This is a genomic window from Chitinophaga sp. CC14, assembly GCF_048957795.1.
GTDB classification, from domain to species: Bacteria; Bacteroidota; Bacteroidia; order Chitinophagales; family Chitinophagaceae; genus Chitinophaga; species Chitinophaga ginsengisegetis.
Window position 1 is genome coordinate 458,985 of record NZ_JARBFY010000001.1, and the last position, 24,724, is coordinate 483,708.

The 24,724-nt window shown below is 46.9% G+C and carries 14 protein-coding genes; 2 read left to right on the forward strand and 12 right to left on the reverse strand.

What is annotated here, in order from left to right:
- Positions 1-44: 44 nt before the first annotated feature.
- The 12 genes from PV783_RS01960 to PV783_RS02015 form a co-directional block, all read right to left on the reverse strand.
- On the reverse strand, positions 45-1,067 hold the full coding sequence (locus PV783_RS01960) for an NAD(P)H-dependent glycerol-3-phosphate dehydrogenase (protein WP_420986969.1): 1,023 nt from the start codon (positions 1,065-1,067) through the stop codon (positions 45-47).
- 454 nt (positions 1,068-1,521) lie between these two features.
- Positions 1,522-2,907 (reverse strand): efflux RND transporter periplasmic adaptor subunit, encoded by a 1,386-nt coding sequence (locus PV783_RS01965; protein WP_079471256.1) that lies wholly within the window; start codon positions 2,905-2,907, stop codon positions 1,522-1,524.
- Positions 2,908-2,932: 25 nt separating this feature from the next.
- The gene (locus tag PV783_RS01970) at positions 2,933-4,288 is read right to left on the reverse strand and encodes a TolC family protein (protein WP_420986970.1); all 1,356 of its coding nucleotides are present in this window, start codon (positions 4,286-4,288) and stop codon (positions 2,933-2,935) included.
- A 149-nt stretch (positions 4,289-4,437) separates the two neighbouring features.
- Positions 4,438-5,103 (reverse strand): ABC transporter ATP-binding protein, encoded by a 666-nt coding sequence (locus tag PV783_RS01975; protein ID WP_079471258.1) that lies wholly within the window; start codon positions 5,101-5,103, stop codon positions 4,438-4,440.
- An 80-nt stretch (positions 5,104-5,183) separates the two neighbouring features.
- Complete coding sequence (locus PV783_RS01980; protein WP_420986971.1) at positions 5,184-7,592, reverse strand: ABC transporter permease; 2,409 nt, start codon at positions 7,590-7,592, stop codon at positions 5,184-5,186.
- Between the two features lie 11 nt (positions 7,593-7,603).
- On the reverse strand, positions 7,604-9,988 hold the full coding sequence (locus PV783_RS01985; protein ID WP_420986972.1) for an ABC transporter permease: 2,385 nt from the start codon (positions 9,986-9,988) through the stop codon (positions 7,604-7,606).
- 16 nt (positions 9,989-10,004) lie between these two features.
- Positions 10,005-12,401: an ABC transporter permease gene (locus tag PV783_RS01990; RefSeq protein ID WP_420986973.1), complete on the reverse strand. Its 2,397-nt coding sequence runs from the start codon at positions 12,399-12,401 to the stop codon at positions 10,005-10,007.
- Positions 12,402-12,553: 152 nt separating this feature from the next.
- Positions 12,554-14,941: an ABC transporter permease gene (locus PV783_RS01995; RefSeq protein WP_420986974.1), complete on the reverse strand. Its 2,388-nt coding sequence runs from the start codon at positions 14,939-14,941 to the stop codon at positions 12,554-12,556.
- 4 nt (positions 14,942-14,945) lie between these two features.
- On the reverse strand, positions 14,946-17,303 hold the full coding sequence (locus tag PV783_RS02000) for an FtsX-like permease family protein (RefSeq protein ID WP_420986975.1): 2,358 nt from the start codon (positions 17,301-17,303) through the stop codon (positions 14,946-14,948).
- A gap of 2 nt (positions 17,304-17,305) precedes the next feature.
- The gene (locus PV783_RS02005; protein ID WP_420986976.1) at positions 17,306-19,717 is read right to left on the reverse strand and encodes an ABC transporter permease; all 2,412 of its coding nucleotides are present in this window, start codon (positions 19,715-19,717) and stop codon (positions 17,306-17,308) included.
- 27 nt (positions 19,718-19,744) lie between these two features.
- Positions 19,745-20,434, reverse strand: coding sequence for an ABC transporter ATP-binding protein (locus PV783_RS02010; protein ID WP_079471266.1), 690 nt, complete (start codon positions 20,432-20,434; stop codon positions 19,745-19,747).
- Positions 20,435-20,481: 47 nt separating this feature from the next.
- On the reverse strand, positions 20,482-21,729 hold the full coding sequence (locus PV783_RS02015) for an efflux RND transporter periplasmic adaptor subunit (protein WP_420986977.1): 1,248 nt from the start codon (positions 21,727-21,729) through the stop codon (positions 20,482-20,484).
- A 216-nt stretch (positions 21,730-21,945) separates the two neighbouring features.
- On the opposite strand from PV783_RS02015, the gene PV783_RS02020 reads away from it, so the two are divergent.
- The gene (locus PV783_RS02020; RefSeq protein WP_079471268.1) at positions 21,946-23,295 is read left to right on the forward strand and encodes a sigma-54-dependent transcriptional regulator; all 1,350 of its coding nucleotides are present in this window, start codon (positions 21,946-21,948) and stop codon (positions 23,293-23,295) included.
- Positions 23,296-23,351: 56 nt separating this feature from the next.
- Positions 23,352-24,692: a sensor histidine kinase gene (locus tag PV783_RS02025; RefSeq protein WP_420986978.1), complete on the forward strand. Its 1,341-nt coding sequence runs from the start codon at positions 23,352-23,354 to the stop codon at positions 24,690-24,692.
- The last annotated feature ends 32 nt before the right edge of the window (positions 24,693-24,724 follow it).

The following is a 24,724-nucleotide window of genomic DNA, read 5'->3' on the forward strand; positions in this document are numbered from 1 at the left end:
GGCAGACGGCTGTTAGCCTGGCAAGACTAACAGCCGGCCGTTCTTTATATGAAGCCTTTTTCGAGAGACAGGAACGCCTCTGAGGGATGCACCTGCTGCCATAAAATAGCATATACGGCTTCGGCAACCGGCATATACGCCCCTATATTCCTGTTCATTTCATGCATACATTTACTGGCGTAATAACCTTCTGCAATCATATTCAACTCCAGCTGGGCAGCTTTTACGCTGTACCCTTTCCCGATCATATTACCAAAAGTACGGTTACGGCTATGCAGTGAGTAGCAGGTAACCAGCAAATCGCCCAGGTAGGCGCTGGCGCTGTAGTTATGCACCACTGGCTCTGTTCCGGCTATTGCAGCTTTCTGTTCTTCATATTTTTCGAGGAAACTTTGCATTTCCCGGAAGCAGTTGGTAATAAATACACTCAGGAAGTTATCCCCGTATTCCTGTCCGTGTGCAATACCGGCGCCCATTGCGTAAATATTTTTGAGTACCGCGGCCAGTTGTACGCCTATTACATCTGTGTTTACAATTGTTTGCAGGTAGCTGCCGGTAAATTTGTCGGCGATAGACTGGGTAGTATCCAGGTGGGCGCCTGAAAAGGTAAGGTACGACAGCTTTTCGCTGGCTACTTCCTCCGCATGGCAGGGGCCTGTAATGGTGAAATACTGGCTGGCCGGTAAATTAAATTGTTTAAGAAGATATTCTCCAATCAGGTCGTTGGTACTTGGTACCAGCCCTTTAATAGCAGAAATGACTCTTTTATTGATCAGCGCATCTGCAGGCAACATGCTTAACACATCTTCCAAAAAAGCACTGGGAACAGCCAATACCAGCTCATCACAGGCAGCCACTACTGCTTTCACATCACTACTGAGGCTCAGCAGGCTGGTATCAAAATATACGGAGGTGAGATAATGTTTGTTATGATGCCGTAGCTGCATATGGCGGATGGTATCATCGTTCCTTATCCACCAATGTATATGATGCCCGTTATCAGTCAGTATTTTAGCCAGGGCAGTAGCCCAGCTGCCACTGCCTATAATTCCAATGCTATTGCTCACAATGCAAATTTTTATGCAATGTAATTAAAAAGCAATAAAGCAGTTTTGCGGGCGGGGGATATTCGCGGATGTTGTCTTTCTCCGGATTACGCTGATTTTGCTGATTTTACTTTTTGGATTTTATAAATGATTTATGCCTGATCATGATATAGGTCATGCTTGGCAGTTGCCTTGCACATGCTTGGCAGATACTTAGGACATGCCTTTGATGTGGAGATAACACGGACTTGATGTGGAGGTGATGTGGACTTGATCGGTAACGTATTGGATATCAATGCGCTATACAGAGTCCGCTTGCGTTCTTTGTATAAATTTTTCGGAGAAACATGTTGTATATCAACGCTTTATGCATATCATAAAGATAACCCTGATCAGCGGAAATACCAAAAGCAAAGAGGTTGTATCAAGTAATTTGATACAACCTCTTTGCTTTATATAAAGTTGTGTAACTGCGTTATTTTGCCTGACCTTCAAACAGCTCGGCCTTTGGTACCACCTTTACTTTTTTGCCGTTTTCCAGGTTGCGGGAAATGGCAGTATAAGGAGCGCTGATTACCTGGTCGCCGGCGCTGAGGCCGGAAGTGATCTGGATCCAGGCATCATCCTGTACACCGGTTTTAACGGGTACCATTTTAACGCTGCCATCTTTCTGCAATACAAATACTACCTCGTTTAACACGGGTTTGGTATCGGCAGAAGAACCTGGTGTAGTGTTATCCTGTACCGGCGCTTCTTTCTTTTTGTCGCCTTTTGCTTTCGTAGAATCGCCGTCGCGGGTAGTAACGGAGTTAATTGGAATGGCCAGTACATTATTTACATGCCTGGTTTGAATATCCACGCTGGCACTCATACCCGGGCGGAATGGGAAGGTCTTCTTGTTTTTATCAAGGAGATCCTGGTAGCTTTCCTGCAGGATGCGGATATGTACAATATAGCTGGTTACCTGCTCTGCAGAGGAGGCGGTGCTTACCGTAGCAGTAGCGGCGCCTTTACTGGAGCTGGCAATTTGTGTTACAATGCCTTTAAACTGACGGCTGTTATACGCATCCACTTCAATGATGGCAGTGTCACCGTATTTTACTTTTGGAATATCGTTTTCACCTACGTCTACCTGTACTTCCATGGTGTTCATATCAGCGATACGCAGCATTTCGGTACCGGTCATTTGTGCGGTACCCACCACGCGTTCTCCTTTCTTTACAGAAAGCAGGGAAACGATACCACCCATAGGAGCGGAAATAGTGGTACGACCCAGGTTTTTATTGGCTTCATTCAGGTTGGCCTGCGCGCTGGCAACGGCAAACTTATTTCCGTTGATCTGTTGCACGGCGGCGTTATAGTCTGCCAGGGAAGCGAGATAGGTGGCTTCCGCTGTTTCAAACTCTGACCTGGAGATCACTTTCTGGGCAAGGAGTTCTTTGTTCCTGTTGAAGGCAGCCTTGTTTTGATCAAGACGGGCTTTAAAGGAGTTCAGCGCCGCAGCGGAATTGGCCAGCTGCGCCTGCGACTGGCTCATGGAAGCCGCGGCTTTGTCTACCATCGATCCGTAGATATCTGCGTATATCCGTGCCAGTACCTGTCCTTTTTTCACGGAATCACCTTCCAGGATGGGCAGGTCTGTGATTTCACCTGAAACGTCGGAGCTTACTTTTACTTCTATTTCAGGATAAATTTTACCGCTGGCGGTAACCACTTCTATAATATTTCTATTAGAAGCATTGTCTACAGCAACTTTAATTCCTTCTTCTTTACCAATAACCCCGGACGCTTTAAGCACCAGGAACAAAATAACGAGTGAACAAAGTATGCCTATGAACCAGTAAAGTTTTTTCTTCTTCATAAAGCAATTTAATTTCCAGGGTTGGCTACAGTGATATTTTCTGGTCCCTGTAGAATTCCAGCAATTTCATTTTAAATATGTAATCGTATTGAGCAAGCACCTTGTTTACCTGCGCATTATACAATTTACTTTGCGTTGTGATATAATCAATGGTGTTCATTAATCCGAGATTGAAGCGTTTGGTGGCAAAATCATACGCTTTCTGGGCCGCCATTACCCCTGTGGCAGATGCGTTATATTTCTGTAAAGCAGCTACTGCATTGGCATGGGCGGTATAAATATCCTGCCTGAGCTTTTGGTGATCCAGGTCACGGATCAGCTCCTGGCTATATATATTTACTTTGGCTTTGGCTACGGTAGTACGTTGCTGCCAGCCATTAAAAATAGGAATGTTAAGTGTTAACCCAAGATTTTTCCTGTAGGTATTGCTGATCTGGTCATGAAACGGCAGCACTTTCGTTTGCGCAATATCTTCATAATAGTTATTGGCGTAGTAGGTACTGAGGCCGCCGCTGATGCTCAGGTTGGGATACAGCTGCGCTTTGGCCGCCTGGTATGCTTTAGTGGCGCTCTGGATTTTCAGTTCGTCCGATTTTACCAGCGGGTAGTTGGTTAAAGCGGCGCTATACACCATTTCCGGCGCCATTTCCTGCAGGGCAGCTAATGGCAGGGAAGAAATATTTTCCGGTACATCCGGTTTAAAAGGAATTTCAAATCCGAGGTTGAGGTATGCCTTCATCTGGAGAATAGCCAGGGTCACATTATTCTGGGCGGTAACCAGGTTGCTGCTGTCCAGCGCCAGCTGCGCTTCGAGGTCGGCCTGGTTGCTTTCCGGTACGGATCCCGCGATCACCAGCTTTTTGGTGTTATCCAGGTTGGAGTTGGTAAGGCGTACGTTTTCTTCGTTTACTTTCTCCGTTTGGATATTGAGCAGTATCTGCAGGAAGGCGGTGGCTACGTTAAAAGCGAGGTCGTTCCTTGCTTTTTCCAGCAGGAAACTGTTAGCCTGTGCATCCAGTTTGTTGGCGGCAATTGTTTTTTGCTGATAAAACCAGCTGAAAAGGTTCGCCTGCATATTCAGGTTACCGCTGGAGTTAAACACGGTTTGGTTAACATACTGGTTATCTCCCAGGCTGGCACTTCTACCATCAGTATACCCTCCTGTTACTGATCCGCTGAAACCAGGGATCATTTGCAGGCGGCTTTGCTGTAAAGTGAGATCTGCCAGGCGTTTCTGTACTTCCTGTTGTTTAACCGTCAGGTTATTTTGCAGTGCATAATCCACACAACGTTGTAAACTCCACGTATCCTGCGCATCAGCGGAAGTTATGTTAGCAAACAATAAAATCAGGATTGCTCCTGCTATTCGGGATATTCTCATAACATTCCAAAAATATAATAATTGTGATGATACTTTTCCACCCTTCTTGATAGAAGGCAAAAATTTAGTAGGTATGGCAGTATACCTCACTAATTGAGCGTACAACATAATCTTTTTTTTACAGAATTCTTAAAACTGATCCGCCTTTATTATGGTTGAATATGTCCATCGCGGATCTGGATAACGCGGTTGCCATAGGTGGCATTCACGTCTGAGTGGGTTACCTGCACAATTGTAATTTTATCCTGTTCGTTCAGGTGTTTAAACAACTGCATGATCACCTTTGCCTGATCGGAATGCAGGTTACCGGTGGGTTCGTCGGCCAGGATCACCCGGGGTTCCGCTACAATAGCGCGGGCAATACCTACCAGCTGTTGCTGTCCGCCGGATAACTGATTGGGGAACAGATCTTTTTTGGCCACCATGTTAAAGCGGTCCAGCACATCTGCCACCCGGCTTTTTCTTTCTGAAGCAGGTATATTCTTATACAGTAACGGCGTTTCAATATTTTCGTACACGGTTAACTCATCTATCAGGTGATATGCCTGGAACACAAAGCCAATGGAGCCCCTGTGCAATTGGGTCCGTTTTTTCTCGTTCATCTTGTCTACACGCTCTCCCTCAAATAAGTACTGTCCCTCGGATGGTTCTTCCAGTAAACCCAAAATATGCAGTAAGGTGGATTTCCCGGAACCGGAAGGTCCCATAATAGATACAAACTCGCCTTCATTGATCGTGAGGTCAATATCTTTCAGGATGTAATTTTTTCCGAATCCTACCGGGTAATGCCTGGAAATTTTCTGCAATTGTATCATGATCGGTAATTTGTTTTTTAATTTACATTGATATTTTCTGCATATCGGCTCAGCAATATAATTAAAAGTAGCTGCTCCGGTTATTCAGATTTTAGTGCGTTGACCGGGTTACTCAAAGCCGCCCTGATCGTTTTTATACTCATAGTAGCCAATGCCAGTATAGCCATTAGTCCGCCGCCGGCGGCAAACACCCACCAGCTGAGCGGCGTGCGGTAAGCATAGGACGACAGCCAATGCTGCATGGCCCACCACGACAACGGGATAGCCAATACGAAAGCAATACCTACCAGCTTCATAAAATCGCTGGTGAGCAGGGTCACCATCTGCCATACGGAAGCGCCCAATACCTTCCGGATGCCAATTTCCCGGGTGCGCTGGTTAGTGGTAAAAATAACCAACCCCAATAACCCCAGCGCGCTGATAAAGAATGCCAGTCCCGCACACCAGTTTAAGAGCTGCCCTGTACGTCGTTCTTCTTCATATAAAGCTTCTATACTTTTATCAAGAAAATTATAGCTGAAGGTTTCCCGTGGGTACACTTCTTTCCAGGCTTTCTCCATCTTTTCAAGTGCATGCTTCCAGACGATACTGTTTTCGCCGGGGGCCCGCAAAAGCACGTGCATGTTGCGGTGTTGCCACAACGCATCACTTGTCAGGGCCAGTGCCGGTATTTCCTTACGGGTGCTGCTGGTGTAAAAGTTTTTCACCACGCCTACTACCGGGTGACCCTGTACTATTTCCCCGATCACATCCTGCGGATTACGGAATCCCAGCGCAGTTACTGCTTTTTCATTTAACACCCATTCCGCAATGGTATCGCTGGTGCGCAGGTTTCTGCCCGCCACAAATTTCAGGTCATATAGTTTTGCATAGGCACTGTCGCCATACCGGATCTCCACATTCTTATTGATTTCTTTATCTCCTTTATGATAACTGAAGGTGCTGCTTACAAATCCCCTGAATAAAGGCGGCATTCCTCCCTGGCTTACCAGGGCGATTTCCGGGATAGCCGACCACTTTTCCTGGAGTGTGTTACGCTGACTGGCCGCATAGCCGCGAAAAGGAGTGCGTACCGTTACCACGGCATCTTTCCGGAAGCCGGGATCGCGGCTCAGCGAAAAGTGCACCTGTTTGCTCACGATGATGGTAGCTATGATAAATACCTGCGCTACCACGAACTGTGATACCGTTAAGGTTTTACGCAGCCATAATTTTCCTGCGGCCGACTGCACCTGTGTTTTTAATACCGCTACCGGCTCAAACCTGGCCAGCACCATTGCCGGGTAAATACCTGCCAGCAGCGTAATGGCGATACACAGTCCGGCCAGGAACAGCGCCGTTTGCCAGCTGTACAGGGTCATCGCCGTTAAACCAACTGGTAAAAAAGAGTGGAATGCCATTATCAGCAAAGGCGTGATCAATGCAGACAGGATGCATGCCAGCAAAGTAAGCAACAACGTTTCACTGAGAAACTGGGTGATCAGCTGGGGGAAACTGCTTCCCAGCGATTTGCGGATACCGGTTTCCCTGGCCCTGCGGGCGGCCTGGGCGGTAGTAAGATTAATAAAGTTGATCCCCGCCAGCAGCAACAACGCCAATGCTACGCCACCCAGCGCATATAACCGGGTTAAGCTGGCCGGCCGGCCCTGTGCCGTATAATCTTTATTGAAATGAATATCGCGCAGCGCCTGCAAATGCAGGGTGGTTTTGGTATAATCAGCTACCCGGTGCTCATCTTTCAGTTTTGTGAGCTGCGCAGTTACTTTCGGTACATTGGCCGATGCGTTTAGTTTTACGAGTAGCTGTGAACTGGCATTCACACTATTCCACTGGTCGAGGCTATACATTTCTTTTAACCCATTGCTCTGCAGCGTAGCCAGCGAAATGAATTCTTTGTTGGCAAAATCAGAGGGATATTGCAGGTCGGCCACTATTCCACTTACTGTTGTACGAATGGTATCGTCATAAATAATTTCCTTCCCCAGTACCGCCTCCGCGGGCAATCCCGGGAAATAGGCGGCCGCCTTGCCGGAGGTTAATACCACTTTAAATGGCTGCTGCAAAGAGGTTTCAGGAGATCCTGCCAACCACTGATGCGGGATAAGACTGAAGTAATTTTTATCTGCATAAATAATATCCTTTCCGTTCTTAAAATCCTTTCCGTTAACGGTAATCCTGCCGGTGATGTCATTCTCAAAAAACGGCGCTACTGTTTCGGCGGCAGGAATATAATTTGCCACCATGCCCGCTACCGGCGCGGCAATGCCAGAATTTTTAATGATATCGCCGTTGAAATCAATTTCCGTTACCACCCGGTAAATATGGTCGCCATCCTTTTCAAACCGGTCGAAGCTGTTTTCATAATGTACCACCAGGTACACCATCAACGCCGCGCTGATGCCCACTACCAGCCCCATGATATTGATTATGGAGAAGGCTTTGTTGCGCCAGATACTTCTGAAAGATACCAGTAGAAAATTCTTTAGCATGATACAAGTGTTTATTCTGATCTCAGACTTTTAACCGGGTTCATTAATGCTGCTTTTACCGACTGTAAACTCACCGTGAGCAAGGCTATTACAATAGCGATAGCACCTGCCAGCAGGAAAGTACCTGCATGTAAACGGGTATGATAAGCAAAGCCTTCCAACCATTGATGCATGGCATACCAGGCAAACGGGGAAGCGATACAAAGCGATATCAGCACCAGCTTAATAAAATCTTTCGACAGCAAGGCCACCACGCTGGTGGCAGAAGCGCCCAATACCTTGCGGATGCCCACTTCGCGGGTACGTTGTTCTGCAGTAAACGCAGCCAGTCCCAGTAAACCAAGACAGGAAACAAGGATAATAACGATAGAAAAGGTTGATAAAATGGTACCGGTTCTGAATTCCGATTTATATAATCCGTTAAAGTCTTCGTCCATAAAATGATACGCGAAAGGCACTGCGGGCAGATAATCTTTCCAGATGCTTTCTATTCCCGCTATTACCTGTTGCTGATTATCCCCGGAAGTTTTAACGAGGATTTCCCCAAACCATTCATATTCCGGGAAAACAACGATGGGTTCTATTTTGCTTTTCATAGAAGCAAAGTGAAAATCTTTCATCACGCCTTTAATTGTTCCGGCGCGGCCATTCATCACCATCCGCTTTCCTGTTGCGGTTTCGGCTGTCCAGCCCAGTTGCTTTACCGCGGTTTCGTTGAGAAAGAAGTGGTATACCCGGTCTTTATCTTCTTTTAAAACATCCAGTATATCTGCGTCGGTTAAGTTTGCGCCGGCCAGCAATGAAATCCCCATTGTTTGCAGGTAATCTTTCTCCACAGGGATAGCGGTAATATTCATGCTATAGTCTGCCGGTTTCCCTTCCAGGCTGCCAATCGTATATCCACCACCTACCGATACCGGTGAGTCGTAGGATGCACTTACGTATTTTACACCTGATTGTTGCAAGAGCCGGCCTTTAAACGTTTCCAGCATCTGCCGGTTAAAGTTTTCTCCCGACAGCACCAATACCTGCGACCTGTCCAGTCCTATTTTCTTATGCTGGATATATTTCAGCTGGTTGCCCATCACCAGTGTGCAGATAATAAAAAACACCGAAGCCGCAAACTGAAACACTACCAGGCTTTTACGGATGCTGCCGCCCGAACCATGCATCACCCTTCCCTTTAATACCTGTACCGGCCGGAAGCCCGACAGGAACAGGGCCGGATAAGTACCTGCAAAAAAAGTAGTACAAAGAAAAATACCAGCCAGCCATAGGTAGATGTGGTAGCTGCCCAGTCCGAGCTTCAGGGTAGTACCGGCCATGTTGTTAAATGCCGGCAACAGTACCAAAGCAATCATTATTCCCAGTACCATCGCGCAAAAGGAGATCAGCGTAGACTCTGCAATGAACTGCCAGAACAGCTGTCCGCGTACTGCGCCCAGGGCTTTCCGCACACCGATTTCGCGGCCTCTTTCCGCAGAACGGGCCGTGGCCAGGTTCATAAAGTTGATGCACGCAATCAGCAACAACAACGCCGCGATAATGGTAAGGATATAATTATAGCGGATATCCCCGCCTGGTTCTGTTGAATTTAGAGAGATAGAATGGAGATGGATACCGGGTACAGATTCCGGCACAAAACCGAACGTAACGCCACTCCTGGTAGCATTGCCCATCTGTTCTTTTACCAGGTTGGTTAACCTGCCTTGCAGCGCACCGGCAGTAGTGTTGTTTGCCAGTTGTATGTACGTATAATCATTCGCGGAATTCCAGGTGTCTTGTTTGCCCAGCGAGGCATAGCTGGCTATAAAATCAAACTTCAGGTGCGTGTTCGCAGGAGGATCTATTGCCACACCGGTTACCTGGTATTCCTTTCTGTTATTAATCTTTAGCGTTTTACCTACTATATCAGTAGTTCCAAAGTACTTCCTGGCCATCGTTTCAGACAGCACTATCATATTGGGGCCACTCAACACAGTAGCTGCATTTCCCGCTATCAGCGGGAAAGAAAACATGTTGAAAAAGGCGGGATCTGCGTAAAGAAAGCTATTCTCGTTCATTACCTTATCCCCGTAGGCCACTGTGGTAGCCGAAGGATAAACCCTGGAGATGTATTTCACTTCCGGGAAATCTTTCATCACCGGCGCCAGTCCGCCCGGCGTGAGGGCGGTGTGAGTCACCGGCTGGTCCTTTTCGCCATAGTCGAGACGGATACGGTACAACTCCGCCGCATGCGCGTGGAACTGATCATACGTCCATTCGTTCCGGAGGTACAGCGCCAGCAGTATGAAACAGGCAATGCCCGCAGAAAGCCCGGTGATATTGATCGCCGAGTACAGCTTGCGTTTCATCAGATTTCTTACCGCTGTTTTCAAATAATTACGCCACATCATAGGTGATATTTTAACGTTAATCCCTGGTTAAACTGTTTACGGGGTTTGCCAGCGCAGCTTTCACCGACTGCAAACTCACGGTTAAAAAAGCAATGCATACCGCCAGCAGCCCTGCTACCCCGAATACCCACCAATGAATGGTGGTATGGTATTCAAATCCTTCCAGCCAGCGGTGCATGAAATACCAGGCTGCCGGGGTGGCTATCAGTACTGCCACAAGTACCAGGCGGAGAAAATCTTTCGACAACAACAACACAATACCACTCACAGATGCACCTAATACTTTACGGATACCAATTTCTTTTTTACGGTGCGCCATCACCAGCACGGCAATTGCAAATAATCCCATGCAGGAAATGATCACGGCGAGAACAGCGCCACTCATAAATATCTTTGAAAACCGTTGTTCCTGTCTGTATAACCGTTGTGCATTTTCATCGAGGAAAGAAGGATCGCTTTCTGCCAGTTCATTAATACCTTTCCAGAGCGTAGTGATCTTTTTCAGTGAGGCTACCGGGTTGTGGGTTTCCACTTTTACGAAGATATAGTTCAGGGGAGCATTCATGATCATCACCAGCGGATCAATTTTCTTGTGTAACGATTCAAAGTGATAATCCTTTACCATGCCAATTACATGTACCGGCGGCTCATCGTCGCTCATCCGGAAAGTTATGCCTACCGGATCTGTTACGCCCAGTTGCTTCGCCATCAGTTCATTGATTACTACAGCACTGCTGTCTGTTCCGTATTCCCGGGAGAAATCGCGGCCGGATAATATTTTGAGGTCCAGCGTTTTGGCGTAGTCGTAATCTACTGCGAGGCATTGCGTGGAAACGTGGCGGTCTTTATAGATGAAGCCCCGGGTCCAGTTGCCGGAAGAGCCATCTTTTCCCATGCCCAGGTTTAACATGCTGCCGCTCACGCTTCTTACCTCACCCATTTCGGCGAGCCTGTTTTTCATGGTAGTGATATCCGAAGGCGTGGCATTATCGAGCGGGATACTGATCACCTGGGAAGAATTATATCCTAACGGGGCCGACTGTATGAAATTAAGTTGTTGCCAGATGATGGACGTGCAACTGATCAGCACTACCGCCACCATAAATTGTACAACAATGAGTCCGTTGCGGACACCACTGCTTTTACCCATGCCCATCTTGCCTTTCAGCACCTGCAGGATATTGAGCCGCGCCACTTTCCAGGCCGGGTAACCACCTGCCAGTAACGTGATCAGGAAGAAGCCGGCAATAGTGCCGGTTACTACCCATATATTACGGAATACACTCAGCGCAATATGATGCCCGAACACCTGGTTGTAATAAGGCAGCAGGAGTATCATCAGCCCCAGGCTCAGTACCAGCGCAAAGCAGCACAACAGGAACGCTTCTGCCCAGAACTGCAGCAGCAGCTGACCATTCTGCGCCCCGAGGGATTTCCGCAAACCTATTTCACCACTGCGGGCAAAGGATCTGGCTATAGAGAGATTAATAAAGTTGATAGCGGCAATACCGATAATCAGCGTAGCAAGGATGATCATCAGCCAGGGATAAAATTTATTCAGGCCACTGTAAAAAGAGCTGTCTGCGTCCAGGTGGAAATCTTTCAGCGGAAGTCCTTTCAGGTAAAACACGTTTTTAACGCCCCCTGCGTTTTTTTGCAGGTCTTCTATCTTCCCTTTATAATATTTGTTCACCACCATGTTCATATTTTTCTCGAAAGAAGTTTTACTGACGCCCGGTTCCAGCTGAACAAACAAAGGAAAATTTGATGCGCTCCAATCGTTTTTGGTGCTATTATATTCGGGTTCATTTTCAAACCGTGTGAGCAACTCGAAATACATCCCTGAGTTATCGGGAATATCGGCGGCTATTGCGCTTACAATGAAAGGCTGCCATTTACCATTCAGGTTCAGTTCCACAGTTTTACCTACCCCATCGGTATCTTTAAACAGGATTCCCGAAGCGCGCTTTGTGAGTACTACCTGGTTCAGTTGCTGTAATGCACTATTCTTATTTCCCTTAATCACCGGGAAGGTAAACATCTTCAAAAAATCCTTGTCTACCATTTGCGCACCCAGGTAGTAATGATTGGCGCCATATCTTACCGGCACATTATACCCGGCTATAAACGTGATACCTTTTACGCCCGGTACCTCTTTCTGCAAAGCCACTGCCAGTGGTTTCGACATACTGGAACCTGTTTTCACCTGGCCGCCGGTGTCTTCGATACCAATCAGCTGGTATATATCTTTCCCGTTCTCATGAAAATTATCGTAGGTCCATTCCCGGTATGCAGTAAGAGACAAAAGTAGTGCGGCACACAATGCGGTACTCATTCCCACAATGTTAACGGCGGCGAACACTTTTTGTTTCCGCAAATTTCTCCAGGCAATCTTTAAGTAACTCTTTAACATACGGCTATATTTAAAGTGATAAAAAATAAAAGCAGGGCGTGTAGACACACACTCTGATTTGCTGTTCACTTGTTATTCTATCTTTAATGCGTTTACCGGGTCCCTGATGGCGGCTTTCACGGCAAATTCTATGTAATTGAATAGTAGCATAGTCAATCGTTTCTCAGGTTATCTGCCGGGTTCACTTCAATAGCTCTCCAGGTTTGTGAAAAAATGGTGACCAGTGCCAGGAATACCAGGAATAAAAAGCTTCCCAGCATTGCCAAAATGCCTGTGCTTACCCGGTAAGCAAATATCTGCAGGAAAAGCAGGCTACTGATATATCCCAGTGGCAGGGCAATACATCCCGCTATGACGATTAATTTTATATAGTTTTTAGACAAAAGCATTAACAGCCCCGCCGCACTGGCGCCCAGTACTTTGCGGATAGCGATTTCTTTTCTGCGGGTAAAAGAGGTATAGGCTACAATGCCCAGCAGTCCTAATGCAGCTATCAAAGTGGTAATGAACACCAGGAAACCCAGCATGGAAACCACCTCTCTTCCGTCGCGGCTACCTAGCTGCTCATCCATCCATTCCGAGGTGAATATTTCCCCGGGATGCATAGCAGCCCATATTTTCTTCACGTCTGCTACCTGCTGTTCTTTATCTCCTTTCAGCATTGCTAACTGCAGCTGATGGAATTCGGCAGGCACAAAACGGATCGCCATCGGGCGGATATTTACTTCTATCGGCTGGAAGTTGAAATCTTTTACTACGCCAATGATACTTACAGGCAGGGAATCGGACAGGAACAAGGTTCTTCCGATAGCGTCTGCAGGAGATTTTATACCCATTACGCTGACCGCCTTTTCGTTGATAATAATATATTGTTCTTTTTCAGCAGAAGCGGATTCGGGGAAAGTAGTGCCAGCCATCAATCTCAGGTGCATTACTTTGAGGAAGTCCGCATCCCCGGCGTAGTAACCAAATTCCATTCTATCCTTGCTCTCACCAGTGCGGATAACGCAAAAGTTACAATGTCTTGGCATTCCTAATGTTCCGGAACTGGCAGTGGCTGTTCCCACATCCTTCAATTGCAGCATCCGCTCCTTCATCCGTTGGAAATCCGCATCCGCCAGCGGTACATTCAGGATATCTTTACGATAGAAGCCCATGTCCTTAATGGCTTTATAATGGAATTGCCGATACACTGTTACGAGGAAGATGATGGCGGTTAACGACAGGGAAAACTGGATGACGATGAGTGTTTTTCTTAATCCCAGTCCGCCAAACAGTTTAATATCGATGAGGTTCTTTAATACCTTAGCCGGCTGAAAAACAGATAGGGCCCATGCGGGAATAGCGCCTGCCACTATACCAATGACGATGCTGAACAAAAGGAATAGCATAAGCAACCGGGGCTCCAGCAGATTGTTGTCGGGAACCGGTAATCCCCTGAAATGCGTGGACTGCATCAGCAACAGCAATAAAACCGCCATGATCAGCGATAATATACACATGATCACAGATTCCGTAATAAACTGTAAAAATATCTGCCAGCGTTGCGCGCCATTTACTTTCCGCACGCCTACTTCTTTGGCCCGCTGTAAAGAACGCACAATGGATAAATTGGTGTAGTTAAAACAGGCGCAGATAATCAGCCCCAATGCCACGCCTATTTCTGCCAGTATTTTGCCCCAGGGCGGCGTACCGCCGATGTCGTCCACCAGCTCCTGCGATGGTGTGATTTTGCTAAGCGCCTGTGGCTCAAAAGCCATGCTGCCCTGTCCTTTCTGTACCAGTCCGTCGTAGCGGTGGGCCTGGTCTTTCAGGGCAGATTCCAATGCCGATAACTTTTCGCCGCGACGCATCACCACATAGGTATAGCTGCTTTGTACCTGGTCCCAGTTATTCAGTTTGTCCGGCAATACTTTACTTTGTTCCAGTAAAGGCACAGACGACATCGCCGCAAAGGCTTCGTAATCGATATGTGATTTGGAGGGTGCAGGTTCCATTACCCCACTAACGATAAAGCTGCCAAAGCGATCGAACTGGATTACTTTTCCCATCGGATCATTGGTGCCAAAAAAGCGTTGGGCTGTTTCTGCCGTAAGTACAATACTATTGGGAGTAACTAACGCGGTGCGGGGATCACCTGCGGCCAGTTTAAAGCCAAACACCTCAAAAAAGGAAGGCGTGGCAAATGTCCCGCTGATATAGATCTTCTTCTTATCTATTTTCCCTTCTCCGTTCAAAACACCGTATAAAGTAGCCTCATTTTCAACGGCAGCATAATTATTTTTCAACGCCGCACCCATTGGCAAGGGCACACTGGCCATATGATATTTTCTTCCGTCCGGCGTTTGCGCATGGGTAGTGATTCTCCAGGTACGCGAAGCAGCAGGGTGAAAGTTATCATAACTGAAATTTTCCCTGACGGAGATCAATACGATCAGGCATACCGTCATACTCACCGCCAGCCCGGCTATGTTGATAAAGGTAAACAACCTTTGCCGCTGCAGATTTCTGAATGTTATGACGATATAACGCTTGAACATAAAATTACTCGGCTTTTAAAGATTTTACAGGATTGGCCATAGCGGCCTTCACCGACTGGAAACTCACCGTTGCCAACGCTATCACCACTGCCAGCACACCGGCAATGATAAAGATCCAGGCAGATAAATTTGTATGATACGCAAACCCGGATAACCAGTTATTCATCATGTACCAGCTGATAGGCGTGGCCAGTAAGATACCAATGATCACCAGGGTCAGGAATTCTTTTGAAAGCAAACGGGTAACGTTCATTACAGAAGCACCCAAAACTTTGCGGATACCAATTTCCTTTTTGCGCTGCTCGGCAGTAAAAACGGATAATCCGAATAGTCCCAGGCAGGATATCAGGACCGCCACCACCGCAAATACCTGCGCCAGTTTACGCAACATCGTTTCCGACCTGTACATGTTGTCAAACGTTTCATCAAGGAAATGGTAATCTACCGGGTAGCCGGCGTTCAGTGTATTGAACACCTTTTCTACAGCCGCCACCTGGCCGGATACTTCTCCTTTTGCCAGGCGGATCATCATATAGCCGTTATCCTTTGGTTCCAGCATCATCACCATTGATGAAATATTTTCCCGCATAGAAGCAAAATGATAATCCTTTACCACGCCGATAATTGTTCCTTTTCCTTTCCAGAAACTGATCTGTTTTCCTAACGGGTGTTTCATGCCCATTACACGGGCGGCTGTTTCATTGATGATATAAGCGCCGGAGTCTGAAGCAAAATCACGGGAGAAATCGCGGCCTTCCTTCATCGTCATTCCCATAGTGGAAACATAGTCGTATCCCACCTGTTGCGGCGCGGTATTTACAATCAGCTTATCGGGTTTTCCTTCCCAGCCCAGGTCGGCACTTGTACCGCTAATAGACAGTGGCAGGAAACTGTTGTAGGTAAACGACTTTACCTGCGGCAGCTGCGCCAGCGATTGCTCAATAGCGTTCTGGTTGGCAGAAAAGCCTTCATCCAGCTCTATATACATTACATTTTCTTTGTCAACCCCCAGGTTACGGTGGTAGATATACTGCATCTGGTTGTAGATCACTACGCTGCTCACAATAAAAATGAAAGAGAGTACAAACTGCAGCACCACCAGGTTTTTCCGGAACAGGGAAGCGCCGCTGCCGCTGCTCAGGTCACCTTTCAATACCTTCACCGGCAGGAAACGCGACAATACAAAAGCAGGGTAACTGCCGGCCAGCAAGCCGGTCACCAGTATTACACCCAGTATCCCTAACAGGTATTTAAGGGTAACAGGCAACGTAAACGTGATATGTTTGCCTGTAAAATTATTGAACGCCGGCATCAGCAGGTATACTATTGCTGCCGCAGTAACGGCTGCAATAGCGCACATCAGGATTGCTTCCCCGGTAAACTGCAGCATCAGTGAAAGCCTGGAGGCACCCATTGATTTACGTACACCTACTTCCCGGGCTCTTTTGGAAGCCTGTGCCGTGGATAGGTTCATGAAGTTGATACAGGCTATAGCCAGTACAATAAGTGCCGTAATAAAAAACAAACGCACATATTCAATTCTTCCGCCGGCTACTTTTCCATTTTCATATTTTTCATGCAGATAGATGTCCCGGAAAGGTTGCAGCCATACGTCGTTCTTATTGCCGGGGTTAAGTTTAGCGTAGTGTTGCTGCATCTTTGCAGTGAGACGGGAAATATCCGTACCGGGTTTTATCACCATGTAATTATAAATGCTATAACTACCTGGTTTCAGCAGCCAGGGATCTTGCTGCAGGGAAAGCGCAAAGGGCAGGATAAAGTCAAACTGAATGGATGACGCAGCGGGTACATCTTTCACGATAGCCGTTACCTGTAATGCATTGTTCTTTTCCACGTTAATGATCTTTCCTACCAGATCGGTGGTGCCGTAATATTTTTTTGCAAATGATTCAGTCAGTACAATGGATTTGGGTTGCGTCAGCGCGGAATGTTTATCTCCGGCTACTACCGGAAAATCCATCTCTTCCAGCAGGTTAGACGTGGCGTATATATAATTTTTTTCCAGGCCGGATTTCTGCGCGGTTTTAAACAACATATTGCTATAAGTCGTGCGCACTTTCACGTTCGCCGTTATCTCCGGGAAATTATCTTTCAGATCATCTGCCAGTACAACAGGTGTAGCCGTCATGGTACGTATACCACCCCAGTCGACATTCGCCTGCAGCCGGTAAATATTCTTCCCGTTTGAATGGAACTTATCAATACTGTATTCATCCAGTACCCAGCAGAGGATAAACATGCACACTGCCATACCAAAGGCCAGCCCTGCGATATTCACCGCAGCGAAAAACCGGCTTCTTTTCAGACTCCTCCAGGCAATGCGGAAATAGTTCTTAATCATGTTTATTCAGATCTAAGTGATTTAACCGGATTCATTAATGCCGCTCTTACAGATTGCAAGCTGACGGTACACAATGCTATCAGCACTACCACAACGGCAGTGAGTAAAAACACCCACCACTCAACGTGTACCCGGAAAGCAAAGTTCTGCAGCCATTTTTCCATACCGTACCAGGCTATGGGAGAAGCAATGCAGATACCTATCAAAACCAGTTTGAGAAAGTCTTTCGATAACAACAATGAAATATTGGCAACAGAAGCACCCAGCACTTTGCGGATGCCGATCTCTTTGGTACGCTGCCGGGAAATGAGCATAGACAATCCCAGCAGGCCCATACAGGCTATAAAGATGGCGAGGCCGGAGAAGATACCGAATAATTTGCCCAGTGTACGTTCAGAGGCATACTTCGACTGTATATCAGCTTCCACAAAGGTGAAATTAAATGGTACGTCCGGAACGATGCTGTTCCATGCGGCTTCCACACGCTTTAATATCGCCTTCTGATCGCCGGCGGCAAGCCGCAGTGTAATGATAGCTACCTCTTCCTGCCTTACCATGTAAATGATAGGATCTACCGCCGATTGCAGCGAGCGGAGGTTAAAATCTTCCACTACTCCTATAATGGTGCCGTGCCTGCTCATATAGCCTGGTCGCCATTCAATCCGTTTACCCACAGCATCATCTTTAAATCCAAACTGCCGTGCGGCGGCCTGGTTTATGATATAGGCATCAGATGAATCAGTGGCCAGCGCCGGGTTAAAATCACGTCCGGACACCAGTTTGATACCGGTTGTTTTAAGCAGGTCAAAATCCGATTGAATGATCCCCGCTACGAAACCTTCTTTATCATCTTCACCCTCACGTACTACCGGGTTATTGTTAAACACGCCACTGCCCATTAAAAAGTTATGCATGGAAGCCTGCTGCACACCTGACTGGTTTAAGAAAGAAGATTTCAGCAGTGCAACTTTAGCGCTGCCATCCACGCCGGACAGGTATATATTTACGAGATGCTCTTTGTCGAATCCGAGGTTCTTTGTTTGCCAGTAACGAAGCTGGGAAAATACCACTACCGTGGAAATGATCAGCGCTACGGCTACCGCAAATTGCGCCACTACCAATCCACGACGTATCAGCACACGGGAACCGGAAGTAATAAAATTGCCTTTCAATACGCGTACCGGTATCAAACCAGACAGGTAAAGCGCAGGATAGCTGCCGGCTACCAGGCCAACAACCAGTACCAGCAATAATAAACCAGCATATAAAAAACTATCTGCGGAAGAAAGTAATAACAGTTCTTTACTTGTAATGGTATTAAACAGCGGCATTACCAGGCCCACCAGCAAAATAGCCAGCACAAAAGAAATGATACTGATCACCAGTGATTCTGTGAGAAATTGCATGACAAGGCTCTTTCTTTCAGCGCCCAGCACTTTACGTAATCCTACTTCCTTTGCTCTTTCATGCGCCCGTGCAGTGGTGAGGTTCATAAAGTTGATACAGGCAATCAGGATCAGGAAAACGGCTATAGCAATGTATAACCAGATCAACGGAGAATTATCCACTCCTTTGTCGCCTTCCGGGTGCAGGTGTACATTTTGAATAGGTTGTAATTCCAGCGCAAACTGTATATTATGCCGCTTCAATATTCCACCAATATGAGTGGATACAAAAGCTTTTAATTCTTTGGTGAGTTTATCAGGATCTGTATGATCGGCCAGCTGCACATAGGTAACATTGTTGCCGAACATGAACCACTGGTTTTCCACGTCGTTTCCCGCTTTTAATCCTTCTTTAAGCATCGTGGAAAACGACATGATCATCGTCATGCGAAGATCTGTATTAGCCGGAAAGTCCTTTGCCACGCCGGTTACCGCGCAGCTGTAGCCATTCCCTACCTTTATCAGTTTACCAATTGGGGATTCATTTCCGAAGTATTTTTTTGCAGCAGATTCGGTTAATACAATGGAATAAGGTTCTTTTAAAACAGTAGCAGGATTCCCTTCCAGTAAAGGGAAATTGAATACCTGGAAGAAGGGTTCATCGGCAAAGGCCGTATTTTCTTCCCAGATTCTTTTATCTCCTGCAGTATAAAGTGTACTCCCCGGTGCGAAAATGCGCACGGATTCTTTTATACTGCTGATATCTTTTTTCAGATTGGGACCAATAGGAAACTGGGTAGCGGCGCCGTAATCTGTGTTACCGGTTGGGCGGGTGCTTTGAGTTGTAACGCGATAAAGGTTATCCGTATTATGGTGGAACCTGTCAAAACCCAGCTCATCGCGCACATACAGCGTAATCAGTATACAACAGGCCATGCCCACAGCCAGCCCGGAGATGTTGATCACCGTAATGAACTTATGGCGCTGCAAATGACGGACAGCAATTTTGAAATAGTTCCGAAACATCATGATGTGGTTTTAGAATGGCGGAAAAAATCACACATGAAACTGCTCCTTGATATTCTCTGTCACCACGCGTCCATCAAACAGGTTGATAATACGGTGTGCAAACCCGGCATCATATGGGGAGTGCGTTACCATGATCAGGGTGGTACCGGAGTTGTTCAGCTCCTGCAACAACTTCATTACTTCTTCCCCGTTGGTAGAGTCCAGGTTACCGGTGGGCTCATCCGCCAGTATCAGGTTGGGCTTGGCTACCACGGCGCGGGCAATGGCTACTCTTTGTTGCTGACCACCGGACAGCTGCTGCGGGAAGTGGTTACGGCGGTGCATAATGTTCATGCGTTCCAGCACCTCTTCTACCTTCACTTTTCTTTCAGCAGCGGGAACTTTCAGATAGAGCAGGGGCAATTCCACATTCTCGAAAACGGTCAGCTCATCAATGAGGTTAAAGCTCTGGAACACGAATCCAATGGAACCTTTGCGAAGCTGTGCTCTTTGTCTTTCACTCATACGCGCTACTTCCTTATCCCAGAAGTGATACTCGCCATCGCTGGGGTTATCCAGCAGACCCAATATGTTCAGCAAAGTGGATTTGCCGCAACCGGAGGGTCCCATGATCGCCACAAATTCTCCATCCTGCACTTCCATGTTAATACCATTGAGAGCAGTGGTTTCTACCTCTTCTGTTGTAAACAGCTTCTGTAAGTTAACAGTGCGTATCATAAGTGTTATTTATTTTAAATGCTAGTTTATATAAAAAAATGGATGAACTAAAAGGATAAAACATCTTTGTTACCGAAATTCTCATAAGAGGAAGTGATCACCTGGTCGCCTGGCTGCAGGCCTTCCAGTACTTCAAAATATAGCGGATTTTTGCGGCCCAGCGAAATATTACGTTTTACTGCGCGGTTGCCGCTTTTATCCACTACATATACCCAGTTACCACCGGTGTCGGAGAAAAATCCGCCGAGTGGTAAAAGGATGGCTTCTGCGGACTTACCCAATACAAGGCGGATAGGAGAGGATTGTCCACGGCGGATGCCTTCCGGCGTATTCTTTTCAAAGGTCATATCGGCCTGGAAACGGCCGCTTTTTACTTCGGGATATACCTTTGTAACCAGCATTTCGTAAGATTTGCCATCGAATTCGAAGGTGGCTTTCAACCCGGCAAATACCTGTGAAACATAGTGTTCGTCTATATCGGCGCGTAATTTAAATCCATTCAGGTCATCGATCTGGCCAATATTCTGGCCGGCGGTGATGCTGGAACCAACTTCCACGTCGATGGAAGAGAGCTGTCCGGATACCGGGGCGCGAACAATCAGGCTGTTCAGGTTTTCCCGCATCAGGTCCAGGTTACGCTGGGTTCTGGCCAGGGTGCCCTCCAGCTGGGTAATCTGTATTTTGGCATTGTCCAGCTGGTATTTCTGGGATTGCAGCTGGATATCTTTCTGACGGAGGAGTCCTTCCAGTTCAAATTTGTTTTTGTTGAACTCCTGGCGGGCAACGATCTTCTCTTCCACCAGTTGCTTGTTCCGGTCGTACAGATCCTGTGCAGCTTCTATCTTGGCGTCGATATCTGAAATGGTTTGCTGCATGGTAAATTCCTGCTGGCGGATGCTCAGGCGGGTATTCTGCAGTTCATTGCGTAAACGGTAGATCTCTGTTTCATGGTTTACAAAGTCCATCATCATACGCTGGTTATCCAGCCGCAGGATAGAGTCGCCTTCCTTTACCATACTACCTCCATCCAGGTACTTACGGCTTACATATCCGCCTTCAATGGCATCCAGGCGGATGGTTTTCAGGGGCATTACCACAGCGGTAACGGCAATATATACATCAAAGGTTCCTTTCTTTACTGTAGAGATAGTGATCTTGTCCTTTTCTACATTCAGGGTGGCCCGGTGATCCGCAAAAAGCAATGTATACAACAGCAGCATTGCTACTGCCGCGCCACCACCTATCATCAGGATGCGCTTTTTATTCCAAAACTTCTTTTCTAATTTTCTGTCCATGTTTTTTAGCGAAAAGTTTGCTGACCGGAGAAAGTCAATCCACATGCCAAAGCTGAAAACCGCTTACCAGCAACGTTTTCAGGGAAAAATGGTTTAAAAAAACGTCCTTTGCCGGACAAGCGGTGTCCATAATCGGACACTTTTAAAAGTTCCTGAAATTAGCTGTGGGTTTGAAAGAATCTTTGTTTAATATTGTCACCTATTCACCATTCGCATATGACTACCATGCAACCAGGAAAGATTTTAATTGTTGATGATGATGTAGATGTTTTACGTGCGGCCCGCCTGTTACTTAAAAGACATTTCGAACAGGTTGATTTTGAGAAGAATCCGCAAAAAATACCCTATCTCGTATCCAATTTCGATTACGATGTAATCCTGTTGGATATGAACTTTACACGCGACCTGAGCAGCGGAAAAGAAGGCTTTGAATGGCTCGATCGGATCCTGGATATAAAACCGGAAACGGCCGTTGTATTATTCACTGCTTATGGCGACGTGGAAATGGCGGTAAGGGCTATCAAGGCCGGTGCAGTTGATTTTGTGCTCAAACCCTGGGAAAACGAAAAGCTTCTTGCCACTATTCAAACAGCCTACAACAAACGTGCAGCCCAACAGGATAAACCACCTGCTGCGGTACATCATCCCGGCAACCAGGTAATCGGTAAAAGCCCCGGTATGCTCGCCGTATTTGATACCGTATCCAAAGTAGCCGCCACGGATGCAAATATCCTCATCCTCGGTGAAAATGGTACCGGTAAAGATATGCTGGCCCGCCAGATACATGCACAGTCGAACCGGAGCAGCAAACCCTTCGTAAGCGTAGACCTCGGCGCCATCAGCGAAACCCTCTTTGAAAGTGAACTGTTCGGCCACGTAAAAGGCGCCTTCACCGATGCCCGCGAAGACCGCGCCGGCCGCTTTGAAGAAGCCAACGGAGGCACCATCTTCCTGGACGAAATAGGAAACATTTCCATCCCCTTCCAGGCAAAACTGCTTACTGTACTGCAAAACAGGTCGGTTACAAAAGTAGGTTCCAATAAAAGTATACCCATCGACGTTAGACTGATCTGCGCCACCAACCGCAACATCTCGCACATGGCTGCGCAACACCTGTTCAGACAGGATCTGCTCTATCGTATCAATACCATCGAAATACACCTGCCGCCACTGCGTGAACGCGTGGAAGATATCATCCCGCTGGCAGAACATTTCCTGCAGCTGTACCGAGATAAATATAAACGCCCGGTAAACAGCATGCACGAATCACTCATCACCCAGCTGCAGCGGTACGACTGGCCCGGCAATATCCGCGAACTGCAACATGCACTGGAAAGAGCCGTGATCCTCTCACAGGGAAAAACACTCCAGCCCAAAGATGTGTTTGTGAAAAGTAACAACAACGCCGATCAGGCAATGGACACCGGCTATAACCTGGAAGAAATGGAACGCAACATCATTTCCCAGGCGATGAAAAAATGCAACGGCAACATCACCGAAGCCGCCAAAGAACTGGGACTTAGCAGGGCCGCCCTTTACAGAAGACTGGAAAAATATAACATATAGCCGTTGGCTTTCAGCGGTTAAATAATCACTGAAAGCCAATAGCTAAAAGCGCTCCAATGAATCGTTTCAGCATTAATATCAGCTTACGGGTTATCCTGCTGGCCGCCACGCTTACAGCCGCTATCTGGCTGTTCATGCACAGTATGCAGCCACTCACATTCCTGCTGATCCCGCTGGTATTAATACAGCTGTACGGTATCTATCATTACCTCAACCGGATTAACCGTAAACTCACGCTGTTCCTTGAGTCTATCCGCTACGAAGATTTCTCTATCCGCTTCAGCGCCGACAATAAACTCGGTAAAAGTTTCAGTATGCTCAACCACCAGTTCAACGAAGTACTGGAGGCCTTCCGCCAAACCCGGGCAGAGAAAGAAGCTAACCTGAAATATATCGATACCATTGTGCAGCACATCAGCATTGGAGTATTATCATTTGATGCAGAAGGCAAAATAGAACTCATTAACCCCGCGGCATTCCGCCTGATGGGCATCTACCGGCTGCGTAATATTCATGAGCTGAAAACAGTTCATCCGGGCCTGTCGGAATTACTGATGGAATTATCGTCGGGCAATAAAACGTTGTATGCTACGCGGCAGGAACAACAACTGTCTATTCACGCTGCCACCGTGCGTTTGCAGGGACGGCTCATCAAACTTATTTCTATCCAGAATATCCATTCGGAACTGCAGAAAAAAGAACTGGAAGCATGGCAAAACCTCACCAAAATATTGCGCCACGAAATCATGAATTCTGTAACGCCTATTGTATCGCTGATTGGTACCATGCAGGAAATTGTGGACCTGGATATAGCTCCCGGCGCACAACACCAGGAAGGGATCTCCGACTTACGAGAAGCCCTGCAAACAGTAGAAAGCCGCAGCAAAGGCATCATGAACTTTGTAAATGCCTACCGCGATTATACCACCCTGCCGCAACCCCAGTTTACTACGGTTAATGTAAGAACTCTGGTAAACTCCGTGAGCAGCCTGTTCCAGGCAGATATGAAGCAGGCAGGCATCCGGTTCTCCGTAGAAACAGAGGCCGAAAATATGGAGATCCATGCGGATATATCGCAGTTGCAAATGGTGTTGATCAACCTTGTCAAAAATGCAATGGATGCACTGGAACATACGCCGGAAGCAACCATCAGCATGAAGCTGTATCTTAACAACATCCAGCAGATATGCATTGAAATTACAGACAACGGCCCTGGTATTGATAAAGACGCCATGAACAAAATATTCATCCCTTTCTTTACTACCAAGAAGAAAGGGTCCGGCATTGGTTTAAGCCTGTCTCAACAAATCATACAAATGCATGGCGGACAGCTGAAAGTGATCAGTCCGGGCATTAACGGTAATGGCACTACGTTTTATATCCTGTTAAATACTTAGCAGAAATATTTGTAAATTACTGATACAATCCC